General features: G+C 71.9%; 24 protein-coding genes. 19 read left to right on the top strand and 5 right to left on the bottom strand.

Going from position 1 to position 23,391, the window contains the following annotated elements; genetic code table 11:
* The first annotated feature begins 5 nt into the window (after positions 1–5).
* The 5 genes from ACFW6P_RS21470 (at position 6) to ACFW6P_RS21450 (ending at position 4,997) form a co-directional block, all read left to right on the top strand.
* Positions 6–1,004: an ABC transporter permease gene (locus tag ACFW6P_RS21470; protein WP_386356456.1), complete on the top strand. Its 999-nt coding sequence runs from the start codon at positions 6–8 to the stop codon at positions 1,002–1,004.
* Positions 1,001–2,098, top strand: a complete 1,098-nt coding sequence (locus tag ACFW6P_RS21465; protein WP_386356454.1) for an ABC transporter ATP-binding protein — start codon at positions 1,001–1,003, stop codon at positions 2,096–2,098. Before ACFW6P_RS21470 ends, ACFW6P_RS21465 begins: the two co-directional genes overlap by 4 nt.
* The gene (locus ACFW6P_RS21460; RefSeq protein ID WP_386424381.1) at positions 2,095–3,339 is read left to right on the top strand and encodes an ABC transporter ATP-binding protein; all 1,245 of its coding nucleotides are present in this window, start codon (positions 2,095–2,097) and stop codon (positions 3,337–3,339) included. Before ACFW6P_RS21465 ends, ACFW6P_RS21460 begins: the two co-directional genes overlap by 4 nt.
* 63 nt (positions 3,340–3,402) lie before the next feature.
* On the top strand, positions 3,403–4,077 hold the full coding sequence (locus tag ACFW6P_RS21455; RefSeq protein ID WP_386356448.1) for a trimeric intracellular cation channel family protein: 675 nt from the start codon (positions 3,403–3,405) through the stop codon (positions 4,075–4,077).
* Between the two features lie 59 nt (positions 4,078–4,136).
* Positions 4,137–4,997, top strand: coding sequence for a thioesterase family protein (locus ACFW6P_RS21450; RefSeq protein ID WP_386356445.1), 861 nt, complete (start codon positions 4,137–4,139; stop codon positions 4,995–4,997).
* Positions 4,998–5,286: 289 nt separating this feature from the next.
* Here the strand turns inward: ACFW6P_RS21450 and ACFW6P_RS21445 are convergent, their stop codons facing one another.
* Positions 5,287–5,925: a TetR family transcriptional regulator gene (locus ACFW6P_RS21445; protein WP_386356442.1), complete on the bottom strand. Its 639-nt coding sequence runs from the start codon at positions 5,923–5,925 to the stop codon at positions 5,287–5,289.
* Between the two features lie 116 nt (positions 5,926–6,041).
* Between ACFW6P_RS21445 and ACFW6P_RS21440 the strand changes: the two genes are divergently transcribed.
* The 3 genes from ACFW6P_RS21440 (at position 6,042) to ACFW6P_RS21430 (ending at position 7,800) form a co-directional block, all read left to right on the top strand.
* Positions 6,042–6,206, top strand: a complete 165-nt coding sequence (locus ACFW6P_RS21440; protein ID WP_386356439.1) for a hypothetical protein — start codon at positions 6,042–6,044, stop codon at positions 6,204–6,206.
* 44 nt (positions 6,207–6,250) lie between these two features.
* The gene (locus tag ACFW6P_RS21435; RefSeq protein WP_386356438.1) at positions 6,251–6,517 is read left to right on the top strand and encodes a DUF4190 domain-containing protein; all 267 of its coding nucleotides are present in this window, start codon (positions 6,251–6,253) and stop codon (positions 6,515–6,517) included.
* Between the two features lie 113 nt (positions 6,518–6,630).
* Positions 6,631–7,800, top strand: coding sequence for a cysteine desulfurase family protein (locus ACFW6P_RS21430; protein WP_386356435.1), 1,170 nt, complete (start codon positions 6,631–6,633; stop codon positions 7,798–7,800).
* A gap of 8 nt (positions 7,801–7,808) precedes the next feature.
* Here ACFW6P_RS21430 and ACFW6P_RS21425 read toward each other — a convergent pair whose 3' ends face one another.
* Positions 7,809–8,474, bottom strand: a complete 666-nt coding sequence (locus tag ACFW6P_RS21425) for an N-acetylmuramoyl-L-alanine amidase (RefSeq protein ID WP_386356432.1) — start codon at positions 8,472–8,474, stop codon at positions 7,809–7,811.
* Between the two features lie 60 nt (positions 8,475–8,534).
* On the opposite strand from ACFW6P_RS21425, the gene mnmA reads away from it, so the two are divergent.
* Positions 8,535–9,665 (top strand): tRNA 2-thiouridine(34) synthase MnmA, encoded by a 1,131-nt coding sequence (mnmA, locus tag ACFW6P_RS21420; protein WP_386356429.1) that lies wholly within the window; start codon positions 8,535–8,537, stop codon positions 9,663–9,665.
* Positions 9,666–9,706: 41 nt separating this feature from the next.
* On the opposite strand, the gene ACFW6P_RS21415 is transcribed toward mnmA, so the two are convergent.
* Both ACFW6P_RS21415 and ACFW6P_RS21410 read right to left on the bottom strand, forming a co-directional pair.
* Complete coding sequence (locus ACFW6P_RS21415) at positions 9,707–10,489, bottom strand: alpha/beta fold hydrolase (protein ID WP_386356426.1); 783 nt, start codon at positions 10,487–10,489, stop codon at positions 9,707–9,709.
* 61 nt (positions 10,490–10,550) lie between these two features.
* A complete protein-coding gene (locus ACFW6P_RS21410; protein ID WP_386356423.1) occupies positions 10,551–10,874 on the bottom strand; it encodes a DUF427 domain-containing protein in 324 nt (107 codons plus the stop codon).
* 81 nt (positions 10,875–10,955) lie between these two features.
* On the opposite strand from ACFW6P_RS21410, the gene ACFW6P_RS21405 reads away from it, so the two are divergent.
* From ACFW6P_RS21405 to gatB, 10 genes are all read left to right on the top strand, one after another.
* Positions 10,956–11,759 (top strand): class I SAM-dependent methyltransferase, encoded by an 804-nt coding sequence (locus ACFW6P_RS21405; protein WP_386356421.1) that lies wholly within the window; start codon positions 10,956–10,958, stop codon positions 11,757–11,759.
* Positions 11,756–12,295 (top strand): TIGR00730 family Rossman fold protein, encoded by a 540-nt coding sequence (locus tag ACFW6P_RS21400; RefSeq protein WP_386356418.1) that lies wholly within the window; start codon positions 11,756–11,758, stop codon positions 12,293–12,295. The genes ACFW6P_RS21405 and ACFW6P_RS21400 overlap by 4 nt, the downstream gene beginning before the upstream one ends.
* 26 nt (positions 12,296–12,321) lie before the next feature.
* Positions 12,322–13,011 carry an SDR family oxidoreductase gene (locus ACFW6P_RS21395; protein WP_386356415.1) on the top strand — a complete coding sequence of 230 codons (690 nt, stop codon included), beginning with the start codon at positions 12,322–12,324 and terminating at the stop codon, positions 13,009–13,011.
* Between the two features lie 31 nt (positions 13,012–13,042).
* Positions 13,043–14,050, top strand: coding sequence for a methionine synthase (locus tag ACFW6P_RS21390; RefSeq protein WP_386424380.1), 1,008 nt, complete (start codon positions 13,043–13,045; stop codon positions 14,048–14,050).
* A 15-nt stretch (positions 14,051–14,065) separates the two neighbouring features.
* Positions 14,066–16,261, top strand: a complete 2,196-nt coding sequence (gene ligA, locus ACFW6P_RS21385) for an NAD-dependent DNA ligase LigA (RefSeq protein ID WP_386424379.1) — start codon at positions 14,066–14,068, stop codon at positions 16,259–16,261.
* A gap of 259 nt (positions 16,262–16,520) precedes the next feature.
* Positions 16,521–18,809, top strand: a complete 2,289-nt coding sequence (locus ACFW6P_RS21380; protein WP_386356406.1) for a putative bifunctional diguanylate cyclase/phosphodiesterase — start codon at positions 16,521–16,523, stop codon at positions 18,807–18,809.
* Between the two features lie 125 nt (positions 18,810–18,934).
* Entirely contained in the window at positions 18,935–19,231 is a 297-nt protein-coding gene (gatC, locus tag ACFW6P_RS21375) for an Asp-tRNA(Asn)/Glu-tRNA(Gln) amidotransferase subunit GatC (protein ID WP_018531282.1), read from the top strand.
* A gap of 4 nt (positions 19,232–19,235) precedes the next feature.
* Positions 19,236–20,729, top strand: coding sequence for an Asp-tRNA(Asn)/Glu-tRNA(Gln) amidotransferase subunit GatA (gatA, locus tag ACFW6P_RS21370; protein WP_386356401.1), 1,494 nt, complete (start codon positions 19,236–19,238; stop codon positions 20,727–20,729).
* Positions 20,726–20,965 carry a hypothetical protein gene (locus ACFW6P_RS21365; RefSeq protein WP_019329755.1) on the top strand — a complete coding sequence of 80 codons (240 nt, stop codon included), beginning with the start codon at positions 20,726–20,728 and terminating at the stop codon, positions 20,963–20,965. Before gatA ends, ACFW6P_RS21365 begins: the two co-directional genes overlap by 4 nt.
* 15 nt (positions 20,966–20,980) lie before the next feature.
* Entirely contained in the window at positions 20,981–22,495 is a 1,515-nt protein-coding gene (gene gatB / locus ACFW6P_RS21360; protein WP_386356398.1) for an Asp-tRNA(Asn)/Glu-tRNA(Gln) amidotransferase subunit GatB, read from the top strand.
* A gap of 3 nt (positions 22,496–22,498) precedes the next feature.
* On the opposite strand, the gene ACFW6P_RS21355 is transcribed toward gatB, so the two are convergent.
* Positions 22,499–23,365, bottom strand: coding sequence for an SAM-dependent methyltransferase (locus ACFW6P_RS21355; RefSeq protein ID WP_386424378.1), 867 nt, complete (start codon positions 23,363–23,365; stop codon positions 22,499–22,501).
* Between the last annotated feature and the right edge of the window lie 26 nt (positions 23,366–23,391).

Below are 23,391 nucleotides of genomic sequence, written 5' to 3'. Positions count from 1 at the left end.
GATCTGTGCTCGCTTACCTGATCAGGCGGCTGTTCGCCGCCGTAGTGATGCTCGCGGTCATCATCATGGTGGTCTTCGGCATCTTCTTCCTCGTCCCCAAATGGGCGGGCGTCGACATCGCCAGCAGCTTCGTGGGCAAGCAGGCCGACCCGGCGGCCGTCGAGGCCGTGCGGCAGAAGCTGGGCCTGGGCGACCCGATCTACGTCCAGGTCTGGGAGTTCTTCAAGGGCATCTTCGTGGGCCGCACGTACGCGGGCGGCGGTGATGTCACCGAGTGCGCCGCGCCGTGCTTCGGTTACTCGTTCCGCAGCGAGCAGGCCATCTGGCCGGTGCTGACCGACCGCTTCCCGGTGACCCTGGGGCTCGCGCTCGGCGCCGCCGTGCTGTGGCTGCTGTTCGGTATCGCGGCGGGTGTCCTGTCCGCGCTCAAGCGGGGCAGCCTGTGGGACCGCGGCGCGATGGTCGTCGCCCTCGCCGGTGTCTCCCTGCCCATCTACTTCACCGGCCTGCTGAGCCTGGCGATCTTCTCCTACGGGCTGGGCTGGATCAACGCGGAGTACGTGCCCCTGGAGGAGAGCGTCACCGGCTGGCTCGGCGGCATGATCCTGCCGTGGGTCACCCTGGCGTTCCTGTACGCCGCGATGTACGCCCGCATCACCCGCGCCACCATGCTGGAGATCCTCGGCGAGGACTACATCCGCACGGCCCGCGCCAAGGGCCTGCGCGAACAGGTCGTCATCCGCAAGCACGCCATGCGCTCGACGATGACGCCCATCCTCACGATGCTCGGCATGGACCTCGGCGCCCTCATCGGCGGTGCCATCCTGACCGAGACCACGTTCAGCCTGCCCGGTCTGGGCCAGGCCGTCCTCAACGCGATCAAGAACCAGGACCTGCCCATCATCCTGGGCGTCACCCTGATCACCTCTCTCGCCGTGCTCGTCGCCAACCTCGTGGTGGACGTCCTGTATGCCGTGATCGACCCCCGAGTGAGGCTCGCATGACCGAACTCAGCAAGACCGGTGCAGCCGTGGGCGAGCCCACCGGCGACTCGCCGGCGCCCACCGCCTTCCTCGAAGTGCGCGACCTGAAGGTGCACTTCCCCACCGACGACGGCCTGGTCAAGTCCGTCGACGGGCTGAGCTTCCAGCTGGAGAAGGGCAAGACCCTCGGCATCGTGGGCGAGTCCGGCTCCGGCAAGTCGGTGACCTCGCTCGGCATCATGGGCCTGCACACCGCCGGGCAGTACGGCAAGCGCAAGGCCCGGATCTCCGGCGAGATCTGGCTCGACGGCACCGAGTTGCTGTCCGCCGACCCGGACCACGTGCGCAGGCTGCGCGGCCGCGAGATGGCGATGATCTTCCAGGACCCGCTGTCCGCGCTGCACCCGTACTACACGATCGGCCAGCAGATCGTGGAGGCGTACCGGATCCACCACGACGTCGACAAGAAGACCGCCCGGCGCCGGGCGGTCGAGATGCTCGACCGGGTGGGCATCCCGCAGCCCGACAAGCGGGTCGACAGCTACCCGCACGAGTTCTCCGGCGGCATGCGCCAGCGCGCCATGATCGCGATGTCGCTGATCAACAACCCCGAACTGCTCATCGCGGACGAGCCGACGACCGCCCTGGACGTGACCGTCCAGGCGCAGATCCTCGACCTGATCCGGGACCTGCAGAAGGAGTTCGAGTCCGCGGTCATCGTCATCACCCACGACCTGGGCGTCGTCGCCGAACTGGCCGACGACCTGCTGGTGATGTACGGGGGCCGGTGCGTCGAACGAGGCCCGGCCGAGAAGGTGTTCTACGAGCCCCGGCACCCCTACACCTGGGGCCTGCTCGGCTCGATGCCGCGCCTCGACCGCGAGCAGCAGGACCGCCTGATCCCGGTCAAGGGGTCCCCGCCCTCCCTGATCAACGTCCCGTCCGGCTGTGCCTTCAACCCGCGCTGCCCGTATGCCGACCTGCCCAAGGGCGACGTCACCCGCACGGTCCGCCCCGAGCTGACCGAGGTCGGCAGCTCGCACTGGGCCGCCTGCCACATGACCGCGGAGCAGCGGGAGCGTATCTGGACCGAAGAGATTGCGCCGAAGCTGTGAGCGAGAATTCCAAGGACACGGCCGTGACCACTTCCGCCGAGAGCGACGGCACCGAGGCGAGCGCCGCCGGGGCGGCCACCCTCACCGAGGACGCCGCCCAGGGCGAGATCCTGCTGAAGGTGACCGGCCTGCAGAAGCACTTCCCGATCCGCAAGGGCCTGCTCCAGCGGCAGGTCGGCGCCGTACGGGCGGTCGACGGCATCAGCTTCGAGGTCCGGGCCGGTGAGACCCTCGGTGTCGTGGGCGAGTCCGGCTGCGGCAAGTCGACGATGGGCCGGCTGATCACCCGGCTGCTGGAGCCCACCGCCGGCACGGTCGAGTTCGAGGGACGCGACATCACGCACCTCGGCGTCGGCGGCATGCGCCCGCTGCGCCGCGACGTGCAGATGATCTTCCAGGACCCGTACTCGTCGCTGAACCCGCGCCACACCATCGGCACCATCGTCGGCGCCCCCTTCCGGCTCCAGGGCGTCACGCCCGAGGGCGGCGTGAAGAAGGAGGTGCAGCGGCTGCTGGAGGTCGTGGGCCTCAACCCCGAGCACTACAACCGGTATCCGCACGAGTTCTCCGGCGGCCAGCGCCAGCGCATCGGCATCGCCCGCGCGCTCGCGCTCAACCCCAAGCTGGTGGTGGCGGACGAGCCGGTCTCCGCGCTGGACGTGTCGATCCAGGCGCAGGTGGTGAACCTGCTGGACGACCTCCAGCAGGAGCTGGGTCTGACGTACGTGATCATCGCGCACGACCTGTCGGTCGTCCGGCACGTCTCGGACCGGATCGCGGTGATGTACCTCGGAAAGATCGTCGAGCTGGCCGACCGCGAACAGCTCTACAAGTCGCCGATGCACCCGTACACCAAGGCCCTGCTGTCGGCGGTGCCGATCCCGGACCCGCGGCGCAAGTCGGCCAAGAGCGAGCGCATCCTGCTCAAGGGCGACGTGCCCTCGCCGATCTCCCCGCCGAGCGGCTGCCGATTCCACACCCGGTGCTGGAAGGCGACGGAGATCTGCAGGACGACCGAGCCGCCGCTGCTGGAGCTGCGTCCCGGCCAGCGGGCAGCCTGCCACCACCCGGAGAACTTCGCCGACCAGCAGCCGCAGGACACCGTCCTGCTGACCGCCGCCAAGGAGGCGGCCGAGTGGGTGGCCGACGACGTGCCGTCCGTGCCGGCCCGGACATCCGCGGCCGCGGCGACGGAGAAGCCCCAGTCCGGCGCCGAAACCACCGAGGGCGGAGACAAGTAAGCCGGGTCGACCCCTTGCCTTCCAACGGAAGGCAAGGGTCGAGCGCTGCGTAAGAATGTATGGGTGCTCCAGCAACTCTTCAGCCCGTCCGTCCAGCACACGCTCGACCTCATCGGCATCTTCGTCTTCGCGATCTCCGGCGCCCTGCTGGCCGTCCGCAAGAACTTCGACGTGTTCGGCATGGCCGTCCTCGCCGAGGTCACCGCGCTGGGCGGCGGGCTGTTCCGCGACCTGGTCATCGGTGCCGTACCGCCCGCCGCGTTCACGGACCTCGGGTACTTCCTCACCCCGCTGCTCGCCACGCTCCTCGTCTTCTTCCTGCACCCGCAGGTGGAGCGCATCCAGGTGGCCGTGAACGTGTTCGACGCGGCGGGCCTCGGCCTGTTCTGCGTCGCCGGCACGACGAAGGCCTACGAGTACGGGCTCGGCCTGACCGCCTCCGCCGGGCTCGGTCTGACCACCGCGGTCGGCGGCGGCGTACTGCGGGACGTCCTCGCCAACGAGGTGCCCTCCCTGCTGCGCTGGGACCGGGACCTGTACGCGGTCCCGGCGATCGTCGGCGCCACCCTGGTCGCCGTGTGCATCCGCTACGACGCCCTCAACCCCTTGACCAGCGGCCTCGCCGTGATCACGGCCTTCGTGCTGCGCCTGCTCGCGATGCGCTACCACTGGCGGGCTCCCCGGGCGTGGCACCGGCGCTCGACGGTGAGCGAGGAGGAGCAGCCGATGCTGTCGTGAGCATCCGGGCACCGTACGAAAAGCTACCGCTTAGTAGTAACTTCTTGTACTGTTCAGCCATGCCAGAAGCAGCCTCCGCCGCGGCCGTACGGGCCACGATCGGCGACAGCGAGTTCGACCGCGACACCGCGCTCACCCGCCGCGCGCCCGGCGTCTACGACATCGACCTCTCCGCCGGCTGGACGATCATCAACGCCGTCAACGGCGGATACCTGCTGGCCGTCCTCGGCCGCGCGCTCGCGGACGCCCTGCCGCACGCCGACCCCTTCACGGTCTCGGCGCACTACCTGACCGCGTCCCAGCCCGGCCCGGCGGTCGTCCGCACGGACGTCGTCCGCGCCGGCCGCACCCTGTCCACCGGCCAGGCCTCCCTCTTCCAGTACGACGACCGGGGCCGCGAGGTCGAACGCATCCGCGTCCTCGCCTCCTACGGCGACCTGGACGCCCTGCCCGACGACGTCCGCACGACGGCCGAACCGCCCGCGATTCCGCCCCTGGCCCAGTGCTTCGGCCCGGAGGACGGTCCCGCCCCGGTCGACGGCAGCTCCGCGATCGCCGACCGGCTGATGCTCAGACTCGACCCCTCGACCGTGGGCTGGGCCCTCGGGCAGCCCTCCGGCAAGGGCGAGATGCGCGCCTGGTTCGGTCTCGCGGACGGCCGCGACCCCGACCCGCTCTCGTTGCTGCTGGCGGTCGACGCCCTGCCCCCCACCGCCTTCGAGATCGGGCTGAAGGGCTGGGTGCCGACGGTCGAGCTGACCGTGCACGTCCGCTGCCGCCCGGCCCCGGGTCCGCTGCGCGTCTCGATCACCACGCGCAACCTCGCCGGGGGCTTCCTGGAGGAGGACGCCGAGGTGTGGGACAGCGCGGACCGCCTGGTGGCACAGTCCCGGCAATTGGCGCGAGTCCGGCTGGGCTGAGCTCGGCCGGCGCCGACAGGTCGTTGACAGGGCGGTCCGAGGAGAGCCCTGAGCGGGATCGGTCGAGTAGTCGGCGCCAACCCCTCCGGCTCGGGTGGCCTGCGTCTCCGGTGGCCTGCGTCGTCCTCGGGCGGTGCCGGCCGGGCGTCTCGGGCTGCGAGCGGCCGGTGCCTGTGGACGGCCGTGGGCTGCTTGGCCGGTCGGTGTCGCCGTGCCGTCTGGCGCCACCGTGCGCCCCGGGCGGCGGCGGCCGGGCGCCGCCGCAGCGGGCGGAGCGGGACCCGGCGGCTCAATCCAGCCAGTGGTCGCGGCCGAGGCCGATCAACCGCATCTGACGGGTCGCCATCCGCGTGACCCGCCGCTTCCGTTCCCCGCGTCCCTCTTCCGGCCCCTCCATCGCCTCCAGGAAGAGGGAGGCCGTGATCAGCATCTGGTCGACGTAGAGATGGGCGAGCATCAGCAGGTCGTCGTCGCTCCAGCCCTCGGACACCGGGTCCTTGGCCAGTTCGTCCTTCACCTCGCCCGCGAACCGGGTCAGTTGCTCCCGTATCGCCTCGCGCACCGGCTGGACTCCGCCATGTCGCTCACGGGCGATGAAGCGGACATGCGCGGGGTACCCGTCGACGTGACGGGAGATCAACTCGATGGTGCGCACGACGCGTTCCTCGCCGTCCCCCGTCCCGGACACCGTCGTCCGGATCATCGGGTGCAGGCTGCCCAGCGCCTCCTCGACCAGGGCCGCACCCAGGTCCGCCGTCGAGCGGAAGTGCCGGTAGAAGGCGGTCGGGGCGACCCCGACGGCGCGGGTGACCTCGCGCAACCCCAGGCTGCTCAGGCTCTGCTCCTCGAGCAGCCCGAGGGCCGCGTCCAGGAGTGCCTGCCGGGTCTTCTGCTTCTGGGCCTGCCGGATGCCGAGGGTGTGACTCATGCCATGCAGTTAACAACCGTTCTCCCGAATTGGAAAGCCGTGAGAGCCGTTAGACTGAAAAGTCAGTGAACAACTGTAACCGCAATCGTTCACCGAAACCCTGGGGGCTGTTTCCCATGCTGTTCATCGTCGCCGCGCTCCTGCTGCTGGGCGTCGTCCTGGGCACCGTCGCCCACGCACCGCTCGGCTTCTCCCTCGCCGTCGGCGCGGTCATCGCCGTCTGGCTCGGCGTCTTCGCGATGCGTGAGCGCAACCGCCGGCACCGTACGCAGGCGCACTGACACCGGCCGCCCCGCCTTCGCACCCACCTCGGGAGTCGATCACCATGCAGCTCACCGCACCGGCCGCGCGCCGCACCGGCCTCCGCGACACCGACGGGATGGCCGTCGCGTCCTTCGTCCTCGGCCTGCTCGGCCTGCTCGTCCTCAACCTCTTCCTCGGCCCGATCGCCATCGTGCTGGCGAGCGTCGCCCTGTGGCGGGGCACCCGGCGCCGCGGCCGCGCCCTCCTCGGCCTGGGCCTGGGCATCGCCGACCTCGTCGTCCTGGCGGCGTTCATGGAGGCCGACAGCACGATCTCCTGGAGCTTCTGAGCCGCCGCCGGCCCCCGTCCGCCGGTGCGCCGCCGCCGTGCCGGGAAGCGGTGTGCCTCGGACCGGCCTTGGTCCGAGGTCCGTGGAGGAGGAGCCGTAGAATCGGGCTCACCATGGCTTACCTCGACCACGCCGCGACCACCCCCATGCTTCCGGAGGCGGCGGAGGCGCTCACCGCCCGGCTGGGCGTCACCGGTAACGCGTCCTCCCTGCACGCATCCGGACGGCAGGCCCGCCGCATCGTCGAGGAGGCCCGCGAGACCCTCGCCGAAGCCCTCGGCGCCCGCCCCAGCGAGATCGTCTTCACCTCGGGCGGCACGGAGGCCGACAACCTCGCCGTCAAGGGCCTGTACTGGTCGCGCCGGGACGCCGACCCGGCCCGCACCCGCGTTCTGGCCAGCCCCGTCGAGCACCACGCGGTCCTCGACGCCGTGCACTGGCTCGGCGAACACGAGGGCGCCGGAGTCGAGTACCTGCCGGTCGACTCCTACGGCCGCGTCCACCCCGACGCCCTGCGCGAAGCCATCGCCCGGGACCCCGGCGACGTCGCCCTCGCCACCGTCATGTGGGCCAACAACGAGATCGGCACCATCCTGCCGATCCGCGAACTCGCCGACGTGGCGGCCGAGTTCGACGTTCCGCTGCACTCGGACGCCGTCCAGGCCTTCGGTCAGGTCCCGGTGGACTTCGGCACCTCCGGCCTCGCCGCGATGACGGTGTCGGGCCACAAGATCGGCGGCCCCTACGGCATCGGCGCGCTCGTCCTCGGCCGTGAACACACCCCCGTGCCCGTCCTGCACGGCGGCGGCCAGGAGCGGCACGTGCGCTCCGGCACCCTGGACGTGCCCGCCATCGCCTCCTTCGCGGTCGCCGGACGGCTGGCCGCCGAGCAGCGCGGGTGGTTCGCCCGTGAGATCGGCGCCCTGCGCGACGCCCTGATCGAGGCCGTCCGCTCGGCCGTGCCCGACGCGATCCTCGGCGGCGACCCGGACCCGGCGGGCCGGCTCCCGGCCAACGCGCACTTCACCTTCCCCGGCTGCGAGGGCGACTCCCTGCTGCTCCTGCTCGACGCCCAGGGCATCGAGTGCTCCACCGGCTCCGCCTGCACCGCCGGCGTCGCCCAGCCCAGCCACGTCCTCCTCGCCACCGGCACCGACCCCGACCTGGCCCGCGGTACCCTGCGCTTCTCCCTCGGCCACACCTCCACGCAGGACGACGTCGAGGCCCTGGCCAAGGCCATCGGCCCGGCGGTGGAACGAGCCAGGGCGGCCGGGCTGACCTGACCCGGGTGTCAGGCCCGGGCCGCAGGCGCCTCGCGGACCAGTTTCAGGTAGCGGTCCCAGTCCCAGTGCGGCCCCGGGTCCGTGTGGTCCGTCCCCGGCACCTCCACGTGCCCGATGATGTGCTCGCGGTCCACGGGTATGTCGTAGCGCGCGCAGATCCGGGCCGTGAGGCGGGCCGAGGCCTCGTACATCTCGTCCGTGAGGTCCTGGGGGCGGTCCACGAAGCCCTCGTGCTCAATGCCGACACTGCGCTCGTTGTAGTCGCGGTTGCCCGCGTGGTACGCCACGTCGAGCTCGCGGATCATCTGCGTCACGTGCCCGTCCTGGCGGACGATGTAGTGCGTGGCCGCCTTGTGCCCCGGGTCCTGGAAGGCCTTCACCGCGCTGTCGAAACTGCCCTGCGTGACATGCACGATCACCATGTCTATGCCGTAGTCGTCGGGGCGGTCCGCACGGCGCCAGTTGGCGTCCGAGGCCGCCACCCAGCGCGCGCCCGCGTCGTCCACCTCGCCCTGCCTGCGCGGCTTCTCCACACCGGGCGTACGCCACCACAGTCGCGCCAGCTCGTCCCGGGCCAGCACGGCCGTGCCCGCCGCTGCCGCCGCCCCGCCGATCAGCAACGCCCGACGGCCGACCTTCCGGTCGCCGTCCTTCGCAGCCTTCCGCTCTCCCATGTGATCGACAACGGATACCCGCGGGCCCTGGTTCCCGCGCCCCCGTACCCTGGAGGGGTTATGACTGAAACCCCGCAGCGCCCCCGTCCCCTCCGCGTGCTGGCCGCCATGTCCGGCGGAGTCGACTCCGCCGTCGCCGCCGCCCGCGCGGCCGAGGCGGGCCACGACGTGACCGGTGTCCACCTCGCGCTCTCCGCCAACCCCCAGTCCTTCCGGACGGGCGCGCGGGGCTGCTGCACCATCGAGGACTCGCGCGACGCCCGCCGCGCCGCCGACGTCATCGGCATCCCGTTCTACGTGTGGGACCTCGCCGACCGCTTCCGCGAGGACGTCGTCGAGGACTTCGTCGCCGAGTACGAGGCAGGCCGCACCCCCAACCCCTGCCTGCGCTGCAACGAGAAGATCAAGTTCGCCGCGCTGCTGGACAAGGCGCTCGCGCTGGGCTTCGACGCGGTCTGCACGGGCCACTACGCCCAGGTGATCGTCCGCGAGGACGGCACGCGCGAGCTGCACCGCGCCTCCGACCTGGCCAAGGACCAGTCCTACGTCCTCGGGGTGCTCGACGACCGGCAGCTCGCCCATGCGATGTTCCCGCTCGGCGACACCGTCACCACCAAGGACGAGATCCGCGCGGAGGCCGAGCGCCGGGGCCTGGCCGTGGCCAAGAAGCCCGACTCGCACGACATCTGCTTCATCGCCGACGGCGACACCCGGGGCTTCCTCGCCCGCAGGCTGGGCAAGGCCGAGGGCGACATCGTCGACGAGTCCGGCGCCAAGCTCGGCACCCACGAGGGCGCGTACGGCTTCACCATCGGCCAGCGCAAGGGGCTCAGGATCGGCACCCCGGCCCCCGACGGCAAGCCGCGCTACGTCCTCGACATCTCCCCGGTGGACAACACGGTGACCGTCGGCCCGGCCTCCGCCCTGGACGTCGGCGCCCTCACCGCCGCCAAGCCGCGCTGGTGCGGCGCCGCCCCCACCGGCCCCGGCACCTACACGGCCCAGCTGCGCGCCCACGGCGGCGAGACCGAGGTCACCGCCGAACTCGTCGACGGCGAGCTGCGGGTCACCTTCACCGAGCCGGTCCGCGGCGTCGCCCCCGGCCAGGCGATCGTGCTGTACGACGGCACGCGCGTGGTCGGCTCGGCGACGATCGTGTCGACCAGGAGGGCGACGGCGGGCGTGGCCTGAACGGGACCGGCCGCACCGCGGCCGGCCCCGCGCCGCCCCGCTCATCCCCGTCCGAAGAACTCCGCCAGCACCGGCGCCAGCACGTTCGGCTCGACCATGTGCGTCTGCCCCTGCAGGGTGCGGTACGCGCCCTGCGGGACGCAGTCGGCGATCGCCCGGGCCGCCTCGCGCAGCCACGCCGGGCTCGCGTCGCCCGCGACCGCCAGGACGGGCACGCCGACCGCGCCCAGCCGCGCGCGGGGCACCCGGCCGTCCCGCATGACGGCGTCGTCGTGCGCGAGGCTCGGGGCCATGGCCTCCATGCCGGGCCACATGGGGGACTGGCGGGCGCCCTGGATCACCCCCTCGCCCAGGCCGGTCAGCCGCAGGAACAGCTCGACGGCGTCCCCGCGCCGGCCCTCGCCGAGCGCCTCGGTCAGCCGCCCGGTGTACTCGGCGCGCTCCTTCGCGCCCTCCTCCGACATCGCGAACGGCGTCTCGTACACGGCGACCCGCCGCACCGGAAGCCCGCCGGCCGCCGCCTCCAGGGCCAGCGCCCCGCCCGAGGAGATGCCGTACAGGAACGCCTCACCGCCCACCGCCTCGATCACCGCGGCCAGGTCCTCGACCTCGCGCTGCACTGCGTACGGCGCCGTGTCGCCGCTGGCGCCGCGGCCCCGCCGGTCGTACACCACGGCCTGGAAGCGCTCCGACAGCGACACCGCCAGCGGCGCCAGCGTGCCGCCCGTCGACATCGCGCCGCTCACCAGGACGACCGCGGGGCCCCGGCCGGTGCTCTCGTAGGCGATGCGGGTGCCGTCGCGCGAAAGAGTCTTCTTGTCCATGTTCACGGAGACTGCCGCACGGGGCGGATTTCATCGAAGAGGCGGGCCGCGCGTCAGCCGATCACATCACTTCCACGTCGTAGAAGCACAGGTGGTCCTTGATCCCGGCGACATCCGGCTTCGGGTCCGGATACGCCCAGACGAGGTCCGCCGCGCCGGGCAGCGACCAGTAGGACGCGGTGCCCTTGAAGGGGCAGTAGGTCCGGGTGCCGGACGGTGCCAGCAGGTCCAGGCGCACGTCCTCGGGCGGGATGTAGTACCGCTCCGGGCAGCCCGTCTCGCGCAGGACCAGCGAGCGGTCGCTGTCCGCCAGGACCTGTCCGTCCCGCACGACGCGCACCCGCCGGCCGCTCGGCTCGACGGTGATGCGATGCCCTTTCGTCACGATCGCCCCTCCTCGGGTAGCAGACTCCCTGGTTACAGCGCAGGCTGAAGCCGAGTTCTTCCCCGCCGCCAGGAGGCCCCCATGCGCCCCACGGATCCTCCCGGGAACCGCAGCAGCCTGGTCCACCAGGCCCGGTACGCCCTGCGCAACCCGGGACGCATACCGGCGCACGCCCGGCGCGCGGCCCGGGACGCCCTGCTGCGGCTGCGCCACCGCGACCACATCGCGTACTACCGGGCCGTGATGGCCTCGGACACGGCGCGCAGCGCGCGGGCGGCCGTGGGGCACAACCCCTCGCACGAGTCGTGGACGCGCATCGGCCGCATGCAGTTCGACTACCTGGTGGGACACGGCCTCCGGCCGCACCACCGCATGCTGGACATCGGCTGCGGCAACCTGCGTGCCGGCCGGCTGTTCATCGGCCACCTCGACACCGGCCACTACTACGGCATCGACATCTCGCCGCACATCCTGCTCGCCGCCCAGGACACCCTCGTCGCCGAGAGGCTCCAGGCCAAGCTGCCCCACCTGACCCTCGCCGACGACCTCACCTTCGCCTTCCTGCCCGAGGCGCACTTCGACGTGGTGCACGCGCACAGCGTCTTCTCCCACTCGCCCCTGCACGTCATCGAGGAGTGCTTCGCGCACGTCGGCCGGATCCTCGCACCCGGCGGCTTCTTCGACTTCACCTTCGACCGCACCGAGGGTGAGGAGCACCAGGTCCTGCACGAGGACTTCTACTACCGGACGGGTACGCTGACCGGGCTCGCCGCCCGGCACGGCCTGCACGCCCGGTTCATGGACGACTGGGAGGAACTCCCGCACCGACAGTCCAAGATGCGCCTGACCGCGGCCGCCGACCGGGCCCGTACGGTGGGTCCATGAACATCTGCGTCTTCCTCTCCGCCGCCGACCTCGACGAGCGCTACACCCGCCCCGCCCGGGAGTTCGCGACGCTGCTGGGCAAGGGCGGTCACACCCTCGTCTGGGGCGGCTCGGACGTCGGCCTCATGAAGGTCGTCGCCGACGGGGTGCAGGAGGCCGGGGGCCGGCTGACCGGCGTCTCCGTGCGGTTCCTCGCCGCCACGGCACGCGCGGGCGTGGACGAGATGGTGATCGCCCAGGACCTCGCCGAGCGCAAGCGGCTGCTCCTGGAGAAGGCCGACGCCGTGGTCATCATGGTCGGCGGCACGGGCACGCTCGACGAGGCCACCGAGATCCTGGAACGGAAGAAGCACGGGCACACCGACATGCCGGTGGTGCTGCTGAACACGGCCGGCTTCTACGACGGCCTGAAGGAGCAGTTCCGCCGGATGGAGGACGAGGGCTTCCTGCCCCGGCCCCTCGCCGAGCTGGTGTTCTTCGCCGAGGAGCCGGCCGGGGCGCTGGCCTACCTGGAGGAGAGCCGGGGCGTCGGGTGACCCGGCGCTGATGCGAGCATGGCGGCATGGCTACTCATGTGATCACCGGAGCCGGTTCCGGCATCGGCGCGGCCGTCGCCCGCCGCCTCCACGCGCGCGGGGACGAACTCGTGCTGCACGCGCGCGACGCCGGCCGCGCCAAGGAGCTGGCGGCCGCGTTCCCCGGCTCGAGAACCCTCGTCGGCGACCTGTCGGACCCCGACAAGCTCTCCTGGGCCTTCTCCCACCAGTCGCTGCCCGACCGCGTGGACGCGCTGCTGCACATCGCCGGGGTCGTCGACCTGGGCCCGGTCGGTGAGCTCACCCCGAAGGCCTGGCGCCACCAGCTCAACGTCAACCTGGTCGCCCCCGCCGAGCTGACCCGGCACTTCCTGCCCCAGCTGCGCGCCTCCCGCGGCCACGTCCTCTTCGTCAACTCCGGCGCCGGACTGAGCGCCCACGCCGGCTGGTCCGCGTACGCCGCCTCCAAGCACGGTCTGAAGGCCCTCGCCGACTCCCTGCGCCACGAGGAGCACGCGAACGGCGTCCGCGTCACGTCCGTCTACCCGGGCCGCACGGCCAGTCCCATGCAGATCAAGGTCCACCGGCAGGAGGGCAAGGAGTACGACGCCTCACGCTGGATCGACCCGGAGTCGGTGGCCACGACGATCCTGATGGCCCTGGACCTGCCGAGGGACGCGGAGGTCAACGACCTGACGGTGCGACCGGGGAACTGACCCCGGCCGAGCGGCTGCGTAGGCTGCACCGGTGAGCGAAAACAGCCAGTTCAGCTTCGGTGCCGCCACCGGCGTGGGTTCCCTGCCCGGCGGCGACGCCCGTGAGGCGGCCAAGACCGTCACCGGTACCTTCGAGGACTTCCCGTTCCTGCCCGAACTGCCCGCCCGCGGCCCCGGCGCGGACATGATCGGTCGGACCGCCGGGATGCTCGTCGAGCTGTACGCGCGCGTGGAGCCCAGCGGCTGGCGGCTCGGCGACCGCCCGGGGCGGGACACCAGGCGGGCCCGCTCCTGGCTCGGCCAGGACCTCGACGCCCTGGAGGAGTTCACGCAGGACTACCAGGGCCCGCTGAAGGTGCAGGCCGTCGGGCCCTGGACCCTCGCCGCGCACCTGGAGACGCGCAACGGCGAGGCGGCCCTCGCCGACGCCGGTGCCTGCCGCGACCTGGCCGCCTCCCTCGCCGAGGGGCTGCGCGAGCACCTCGCCGAGCTCCGGCGGCGGATCCCGGGCGCGCGGCTCGTGCTCCAGCTCGACGAGCCGTCCCTCACGGCCGTCCTGCGCGGTCAGGTGAGGACCGCCAGCGGCTACCGCACCCACCGGGCCGTCGACCGGCAGGTCGCCGAGCAGACGCTGCGCGACCTCGTCGGCGTCCACACCGAGGGCCCGGTCGTGGTCCACTCGTGCGCCCCGGACGTACCGTTCGCCCTGCTGCGCCGGGTCGGCGCGGCGGCCGTCTCCTTCGACTTCTCACTGCTCACCGAGCGTGACGACGAGACGATCGGTGAGGCCGTGGAGGGCGGGACCCGGCTCTTCGCCGGTGTCGTCCCGGCCGTGGAGGGCCCACTGTCAGACCCTGCCGGTAGCGTCATGGGTGTCAGGTCGCTGTGGCGCAGGCTGGGGCTGTCTCCGGGGCTTCTCGCGGAGGCGGTCACGCTCACCCCGGCGTGCGGACTCGCGGGGGTGTCCCCGGCGTACGCGCGCACGGCTCTCGCCCACTGCGTCCGGGCGGCGAGATCCCTCGCGGACAACCCAGAGTAACGGGAGGACGACACGGTGGCCGGCGACAAGCAAGCGGAGACGACGACGGTGCCCGCCGAGGCACGGGAGAAGCACGCGCGCCTCGCGGAGCAGATCGAGGAGCACCGCTTCCGCTACTACGTGAAGGACGCTCCCGTCGTCAGCGACGCGGAGTTCGACCGGCTGCTGCGCTCCCTGGAGGCGCTGGAGGAGGAGCACCCCGAGCTGCGCACCCCGGACTCGCCGACCCAGAAGGTGTCCGGGTCCTACGAGACGGAGTTCACGGCGGTCGCGCACCGCGAGCGGATGCTCTCCCTGGACAACACGTTCAACGACGACGATCTCGCCGCCTGGGCCGAGCGCATCGCCAGGGAACTGGGCGAGCAGACCTACCACTTCCTGTGCGAGCTCAAGGTCGACGGCCTCGCCGTGAACCTCACCTACGAGCACGGCCGCCTCACCCGCGCGGCGACCCGCGGCGACGGCCGCACCGGCGAGGACATCACACCGAACGTGCGGACGATCGCCGAGATCCCCGACCGCCTCGAGGGTGACGACGTGCCCGGCCTCGTGGAGATCCGCGGCGAGGTCTACTTCCCGATGGAGAAGTTCCAGGAGCTCAACGCCCGCCTGGTGGAGGCCGGTGACAAGCCGTTCGCCAACCCCCGCAACGCGGCGGCCGGTTCACTGCGCCAGAAGGACCCGCGCGTGACCGCCACCCGCCCGCTGCACATGGTGGTCCACGGCATCGGCGCCCTGGAGGGCTTCTCCGGCATGACCCGGCTCTCCCAGGCCTACGACCTGCTGAAGACCTGGGGCCTGCCCACCTCCCGGCACAACCGCGTGGTCGACGGGCTCGCGGGCGTCCGGGAGTTCATCGCCCACTACGGCGAGAACCGCCACTCCGTGGAGCACGAGATCGACGGCGTGGTCGTCAAGCTCGACGAGATCCCCCTCCAGGGCCGCCTCGGCTCCACCTCCCGCGCCCCGCGCTGGGCGATCGCGTACAAGTACGCGCCGGAGGAGGTCAACACCAAGCTCGTCAACATCCGCGTGGGCGTGGGCCGCACGGGCCGGGTCACTCCGTACGCCCAGGTCGAGCCGGTCACGGTCGCCGGCTCCGAGGTCGAGTTCGCCACGCTGCACAACCAGGACGTGGTCAAGGCCAAGGGCGTCCTCATCGGCGACACGGTCGTGCTGCGCAAGGCCGGTGACGTCATCCCGGAGATCCTCGGGCCGGTCGCCGACCTGCGCGACGGCACCGAGCGGGAGTTCGTGATGCCCGGCGAGTGCCCCGAGTGCGGCACACCGCTGCGGCCCATGAAGGAGGGCGACGTCGACCTGCGCTGCCCCAACGCCCGCACCTGCCCGGCCCAGTTGCGCGAGCGGCTGTTCTACCTCGCGGGCCGCAAGGCGCTGGACATCGAGCACTTCGGCTATGTCGCCGCCGCGGCCCTCACCGCCCCGCTGGAGCCCGAGCACCCGCCGCTGGCGGACGAGGGCGACCTGTTCGACCTCACCGTCGAGCAGTTGCTGCCCATCAAGGCCTACGTCCTCGACCCGGACAGCGGTCTGCCCAAGCGTGACCCGAAGACCGGTGAGGAGAAGGTCGCCACGATCTTCGCCAACCAGCAGGGCGAGCCCCGCAAGAACGCGCTCGCCATGCTGGAGAACATCGCCGCGGCCAAGGAGCGCCCGCTCGCCCGCATCCTGACCGGCCTGTCGATCCGTCATGTCGGACCGGTCGCGGCCGAGGCGCTGGCCCGCGAGTTCCGCTCGATCGAGCGCATCGACCAGGCCACGGAGGAGGAGCTGAAGAACACGGACGGCGTCGGCCCGATCGTCGCCGCCGCCGTCAAGGAGTGGTTCGCCGAGGACTGGCACCGCGACATCATTGGCAAGTGGAAGGCCGCCGGCGTCCGCATGGAGGAGGAGAGCTCCGGCGAGGACGAGGGGCCGCGTCCGCTCGAAGGGCTCACCGTCGTCGTCACCGGCACGCTGGAGCGCTTCACGCGCGACGGCGCCAAGGAGGCGCTGCAGAACCGCGGAGCGAAGGTGACCGGCTCGGTGTCGAAGAAGACGTCGTTCGTGGTCGTGGGCGACAACCCCGGTTCGAAGTACGACAAGGCGATGCAGATGAAGGTTCCGGTTCTGAACGAGGAAGGTTTCGGCGTCCTGCTGGAACAAGGGCCGGAAGCCGCCGCCGACGTCGCTCTTTCGGCCGAGGAGTAGCGGTTGAAGACCACCTGTTCGGCGCATATCAGATGCATACGGGTGGCCAGGGCGCATTCGGGCAACCGTTGACGACCGCTGCCCGTGGAAGCCTTCAGCGGCCTACTGTTGGGATGTGCGCCTGCCGTGCCCGGCTGCGGTCGGGGCATCTTCGTGCCCGCACAGGGCGCGGAGAAAAGTTTTCCAACGCGGCCGCCGAGGGTTCGTCGGGTACCGGGGCCGCGTGGCGTGGGCACCGCCGGCTGTGAGAGGGACGGGAATGGAACCGACCGAGAGCGCAGTGCCGGGCTCACGGCTGCGCCTGCGCCGCTTCGCGGTCGCCTGGCGTGCAGTCCGTGGGGCCGTACGGCCGGCGGGGCGTCCGGGCGCCGAGGTGCGCGCCGTCGGACAGTACACCCCTGACGGGCGCGCCGCGGCGGACGGCCGCGGCGTGGCCCAGCCGGCAGACGAGAACACCGCCCACCTGACCGGCCCCGACCGTGCCCCGGACACCGAACGGCACCACACCTGGCCCGCGCTGCCCGTGGCGGTCGTGGCGGCGGCCGCCCTCGTCCTGGGCGCGGGGTTATACCACGCCTTCACCGCCGGGCACGCGCTCTTCCCGTCGGGCGCCACCGGCTGGTCGCTGGCGGTGCTGACCGGCGTCATCGTCGGTCACCTCGTGATGCTCGGCCGCTCCCGCTGGTGGGGCGGCACCGGCTCGGGCGCCGCCCTCACCCTCGCCGTTCTGCTGCTGTACGGGTGGGTTCCGGCCGGCATGGTCAGCCTCACGGTCGTCGTGCTGGTCGGCATCGCCCGCCGCAACCGCTGGCGCCCGGGCGTGCTGCACGGGGCGGTCGACCTCCTCGGCATCGGGGCCGGCGCCCTGGTGCTGGGCGCCTTCGGGAGCGTGCCGTCCGTCGAGTCGCCCACCCAGCCCGGCGGCTGGACCCTCGCCACCGCCGCCCAGGTGGCCCTGGTCGCCGTCGCCTATCTGGCCGTCACCCGCGTCCTGCTCTGGTACCTGCACGCCCCGCGCCCCGGCCTGCCCACCGTCGCCCGCACCGCCCTCGTCCGGCAGGGCCTGATGGCCGTCGCGCTGCTGGGCATCGCACCGCTGGTGTGCGTGGTGGCCGTGACCAAGCCGGTCCTGCTGCCGCTGTTCTCCATCCCCCTGATCGCGATGGACTCCACCCTGTGGATCGCCCGGGCCCGCGCGGAGGAGCAGCTGCGCGACCCGCTGACCGGCCTGCCCAACCGCCAGTGGCTGCTGGAGCGCATCTGGACCGCGCTCGACGACGCGGAGCGGATCGACGCCCGCGCCGCTCTGATGCTGATCGACCTCGACCGTTTCCGGTCGGTCAACGACACGCTCGGCCATCTCGCCGGGGACCGGCTGCTGCTGCAGATCGCCGACCGGCTGCGGGTGGCGCTCCCGAGGGGAGCCGAGGCGGCCCGGCTCGGCGGGGACGAGTTCGCCGTCTTACTGCCCGTCGCCGACTCCACGACCTCCGCGACCCGGGTCGCCCGCACCCTGGTCTCCGCCCTCAGCTCCCCGCTCGACCTCGACGGACTCACCCTCGTCCTGGAGGCGAGTGCGGGAGTCGCCGTCTTCCCGGACCACGCGCTGGACGCGGAGGGCCTGCTGCGCCGCGCGGACGTGGCGATGTACCAGGCGAAGCGGGACCGCACGGGCGTGGAGGTCTACGAGTCCAAGCGCGACTCCAACACCCCGGACCGGCTGGGCCTGCTGGGCGATCTGCGCCGCGCCCTGGACGCGCACGAGGTGCATCTGCACTACCAGCCCAAGGTCCGCTTCGACGGCCAGGTCGCGGGCCTGGAGGCCCTGGTCCGCTGGGTGCACCCGGAGCGGGGCAAGGTCCCGCCGGACGAGTTCATAGCGATCGCCGAGTCCTCGGGCCTGATGCCGCACCTCACCGAGTACGTCCTGGAGACCGCCCTCGGCCAGGTCGCGCGCTGGCGCTCCCAGGGCCTGTTCGTGCCGGTCGCGGTGAACGTCTCGCCGCGGGACGTGCACACTCCCGGTTTCGCGGGCTCGGTCGCGGCCCGCCTGGCCCGGCACGGCGTTCCGGCCGGAGCGCTCCAGCTGGAGATCACCGAGCACGTCCTGCTGGAGGACCCGCAGCGCGCCGCCGACACCCTCAACGGGCTCACCGGGCACGGCGTGAAGATGTCCCTGGACGACTTCGGCACGGGCTACTCCTCGCTCGTGCACCTGCGCCGGCTCCCGGTCAGCGAGCTGAAGATCGACCGCTCGTTCGTGGCCCGGCTCGCACGCGACCACGAGGACGCGGAGATCGTGCGCTGCACGGTCGACCTGGCGCACTCCCTCGGCCTGCTCGTCGTCGCCGAGGGCGTCGAGGACGACGAGACCTGGGAGCGCCTGCGCGACCTCGGCTGCGACGCGGTCCAGGGCTGGCTGGTGGCCGCCGCCATGCCCCCGGAGGAGACCACGGCCTGGCTCCGCGCCCGGGGCTCCCAGGGCTGGCAGCGCCCCCACGCCGCCCTGCCGGCGGCCGCGGCGGACGACTCGGGCCGGTTGGGCTAGAGGCCGTCAGGGCGGACGGCCCGCCGCCCCGTCCGCGAGGGGCCGGGCAAACCGTTTCACGGGCACGGCCCCCCGCCCCATAGGATGAGGCCACACCACATTCACTCACCCCAGAGGATCGCTGCATGCCTGGCATCACGCGCGAGGAGGTCGCCCACCTCGCCCGGCTGGCGCGTCTGGAGCTGAAGCCCGAAGAGCTCGACCACTTCGCGGGACAGCTGGACGACATCATCGGCGCGGTCGCACGCGTCAGCGAGGTCGCCGACCAAGACGTACCGCCGACCTCGCACCCGCTCCCGCTCACGAACGTCATGCGGGCGGACGAGGTCCGTCCGTCGCTCACCCCCGAGCAGGCGCTCTCCGGCGCCCCGGCCCAGGAGCAGCAGCGTTTCAAGGTGCCGCAGATCCTGGGGGAGGACTAAGACCGTGACGGACATCATCAAGCTCACCGCCGCCGAGACCGCCGCGAAGATCGCCTCCGGTGAGCTCACGGCCGTCGAGGTCACCGAGGCCCACCTCGCCCGTATCGAGGCCGTCGACGAGAAGGTGCACGCCTTCCTGCACGTGGACCGCGAGGGCGCCCTGGCCCAGGCCCGTGCCGTCGACGCGAAGCGGGAGCGGGGCGAGAAGCTCGGCCCGCTGGCCGGCGTCCCCCTCGCGCTGAAGGACATCTTCACCACCGAGGGCATCCCGACGACCGTCGGTTCGAAGATCCTCGAGGGCTGGATCCCGCCGTACGACGCGACGCTCACCCGGCGGCTGAAGGCCGCCGACGTCGTGATCCTCGGCAAGACCAACATGGACGAGTTCGCCATGGGGTCCTCCACCGAGAACAGCGCCTACGGCCCGACCGGCAACCCCTGGGACCTGACCAGGATCCCCGGCGGTTCCGGCGGCGGCTCGTCCGCCGCGCTCGCCGCCTACATGGCCCCGCTCGCCATCGGCACCGACACCGGCGGCTCCATCCGCCAGCCGGCCGCCGTCACCGGCACGGTCGGCGTGAAGCCGACGTACGGCGCGGTCTCCCGGTACGGCATGGTCGCCTTCTCGTCCTCCCTCGACCAGGGCGGCCCCTGCGCCCGTACGGTGCTGGACGCGGCCCTGCTGCACGAGGTCATCGCCGGGCACGACCCGATGGACTCCACCTCCATCGACGCGCCGGTCCCACCGGTCGTCGAGGCCGCGCGCAACGGCAGCGTGCGGGGCATGCGCGTCGGCGTCGTGAAGCAGTTCCGCGGCGAGGGCTACCAGGCCGGCGTCATCCGGCGCTTCGACGAGTCGGTCGAGCTGCTGAAGGAGCTGGGCGCCGAGATCGTCGAGCTGGACTGCCCGTCCTTCGACCTGGCGCTGTCGGCGTACTACCTGATCGCGCCCTCGGAGTGCTCCTCCAACCTCGCCCGCTTCGACGGCCTGCGCTACGGCCTGCGGACCGGCGACGACGGCACGCACTCCGCCGAGGAGGTCACCTCCCTCACCCGCGAGGCCGGCTTCGGCCCCGAGGTCAAGCGCCGCGTCATGCTCGGCACGTACGCGCTCAGCTCCGGCTACTACGACGCGTACTACGGCAGCGCCCAGAAGGTCCGCACGCTCATCAAGCAGGACTTCGACAAGGCGTTCGAGCAGGTCGACGTGATCGTCTCCCCGACGACCCCGACCACCGCCTTCGCGATCGGCGAGCGCGCCGACGACCCGATGGCGATGTACCTCGCCGACCTGTGCACCATCCCGACCAACCTGGCGGGCAACGCGGCCATGTCGCTGCCGTGCGGCCTCGCCCCGGAGGACAACCTCCCGGTCGGTCTGCAGATCATCGCCCCCGTCATGAAGGACGACCGCCTGTACAAGGTGGGCGCCGCCGTCGAGGCCGCCTTCGTGGAAAAGTGGGGGCACCCGCTGATCGAGGAGGCTCCGTCGCTGTGAGCGCACTGTCCAAGGCCAAGGGCTTCAAGAAGTCCAAGTCCGGTCTGTACGTCTCGATGGCCACGTCGGCGTTCGGCGCCGTCGGTGTCTACAAGCAGATCAAGAAGGCCCGCGGAGACAACGACACGCTGCGGCTGCTCGACGCCGTCGTGACCGGCGCCGCGGTCGTCACCAACCTGGCCATTCTCTACCGCGAGCTGAAGCGGCTGGGCGACGACGACGTCCTGCTGGGCTGAGAGGGAACCTTCACCGTGACCACCACGACCGACCTGGTGTCGTACGAGGACGCACTCGCGTCGTACGACCCCGTCATGGGCCTCGAGGTCCACGTCGAACTCGGCACCAAGACCAAGATGTTCTGCGGCTGCTCGACCGCCCTCGGCCAGGACGCCAACACCCAGACCTGCCCGGTCTGCCTCGGCCTGCCCGGCGCCCTCCCGGTCGTCAACGCGACCGGCGTCGAGTCCGCGATCAAGATCGGCCTCGCGCTGAACTGTGAGATCGCCGAGTGGTGCCGCTTCGCCCGGAAGAACTACTTCTATCCGGACATGCCGAAGAACTTCCAGACCTCCCAGTACGACGAGCCGATCGCCTTCGACGGCTATCTCGACGTGCAGCTGGAGGACGGCGAGACCTTCCGCGTGGAGATCGAGCGCGCCCACATGGAGGAGGACACCGGCAAGTCGACGCACGTCGGCGGCGCCACGGGCCGTATCCACGGCGCGTCCCACTCCCTGCTGGACTACAACCGCGCCGGCATCCCGCTCATCGAGATCGTCACCAAGCCGATCGAGGGTGCCGGCGAGCGCGCCCCCGAGGTCGCGCGGGCCTACGTCCGTGAGCTGCGCGAGGTCATCCGGGCGCTCGGCGTCTCCGATGCCCGCATGGAGATGGGCCAGATGCGCTGCGACGTGAACCTGTCGCTGCGCCCGCACGGCACCGAGAAGTTCGGCACCCGCTCCGAGACGAAGAACGTCAACTCGCTGCGGTCCGTGGAGCGCGCGGCCCGCTTCGAGATCCAGCGGCACGCGGCCGTGCTCTCCTCGGGCGGCACGATCGTGCAGGAGACCCGGCACTTCCACGAGGACACCGGGTCGACGACCTCGGGCCGCGTGAAGGAGGAGGCCGAGGACTACCGGTACTTCCCGGAGCCCGACCTGGTGCCGGTCGCCCCGTCCCGCGAGTGGGTCGAGGAGATCCGGGCCTCCCTGCCCGAGCTGCCGCTGGTGCGCCGCAACCGGCTCCGCGAGGAGTGGGGGATCTCCGGCACCGACATGCAGGCGATCCTCAACGCCGGTGCCCTGGAGCCGATCGTCGCCACGATCGAGGCCGGGGCCGACGCCGCCTCCGCCCGCAAGTGGTGGATGGGCGAGCTGGCCCGCAGCGCCAACGAGTCGGGCAAGGCGCTCGACGAGCTGGCGATCACGCCGCAGCAGGTGGCCCGGGTCACCGAGCTCGTCGCGAAGGGCGACCTGAACGACAAGCTGGCCCGCCAGGTCATCGAGGGCGTCCTCGCGGGCGAGGGCACGCCGGACGAGGTCGTCGACCGGCGCGGTCTGAAGGTCGTCTCCGACGAGGGCGCGCTCACCACCGCCGTCGAGGAGGCCATCGCCGGCAACCCGGCCGTCGCGGACAAGATCCGCGGCGGCAAGGTGGCCGCGGCCGGCGCCCTGGTCGGCGCGGTCATGAAGGCGACCCGGGGCCAGGCCGACGCCGCGCGCGTCAAGGAGCTGATCCTGGAGAAGCTGGGCGTCAGCGAGGGCTGAGCCTCACGCGGACCCGGCGGAGGGGGTATGCGCCGAACCCGGCGCATCCCCCCTCCGCGTTCCGGTCAACGGGCGGCGCCCCACGACCCGCGCGAAGCCGAGTGTGCGCCCCTGGTCGAGACGCAGCATCTCGGCGCACTGCCCGGCCGTCCGGACGTGCCACGCGTCGGTGTGCTCCTCGGCCACGACCTCGCACCACCGCAGCCAGTCGCGCCAGCCGTCGTCCAGCCAGTCGGCCGTCTCGACCTCCACGGCCCCGCTGCGGGTCCAGTGGCGGCGCCACCAGCCGGCGGTGTGGAAGCACCAGAACGCGGGCTCCCAGTACGGCTCCAGGTGCTCCGGCGGCTCGACGCCGTCGATCTCCTCGGCCAGCGCCGGTACGACGACGCCGATCCGCCCGCCGGGCCTCAGCAGCCGCGTCAGCCCGGGCAGGTACAGGTCGTCGGTGCCGAAGTACTGGTAGGCGTCGACGGAGACGATCGCGTCGAAGGTGTTCTCGCCGAACGGCAGGTCGTGCGCCTCGGCGAGCACCGGCTGCACACGGTCGGCGACGCCTGCCTCGGCGATGCGCCCCGCGTTCTCACCGGGCTTGACCCACAGGTCGGCGGCGGTGACCTGGAGGCCGTACTCCCGGGCCAGGAAGATCGACGTCATGGCGCGTCCGCAGCCCAGGTCGAGCACCCGGGAGCCGGGGCTCAGGGCGTCGAACCCCAGGGCGGGCGCCAGCCACTCCAGCAGCCACAGCGCGTGCGGGCCCATCTGGTTGTCGACGGCCCAGCGGGCGTCGTAGCCGTTGCTGCGCGGGTAGCCGGGGTGGCTCACACGGTCGGCCAGGGGGTCGTTCGGGGTCCGGGAAGTGATGTCCGACATCGGTGAACGGGCTCCTTGAGTCCTTG

Origin of the sequence: Streptomyces sp. NPDC058741, from assembly GCF_042746715.1 — a bacterium.
Lineage (GTDB): Bacteria > Actinomycetota > Actinomycetes > Streptomycetales > Streptomycetaceae > Streptomyces.
The sequence above is the reverse complement of the archived record's forward strand: the minus strand, read 5'-3'. Positions and strand labels throughout refer to the sequence as shown.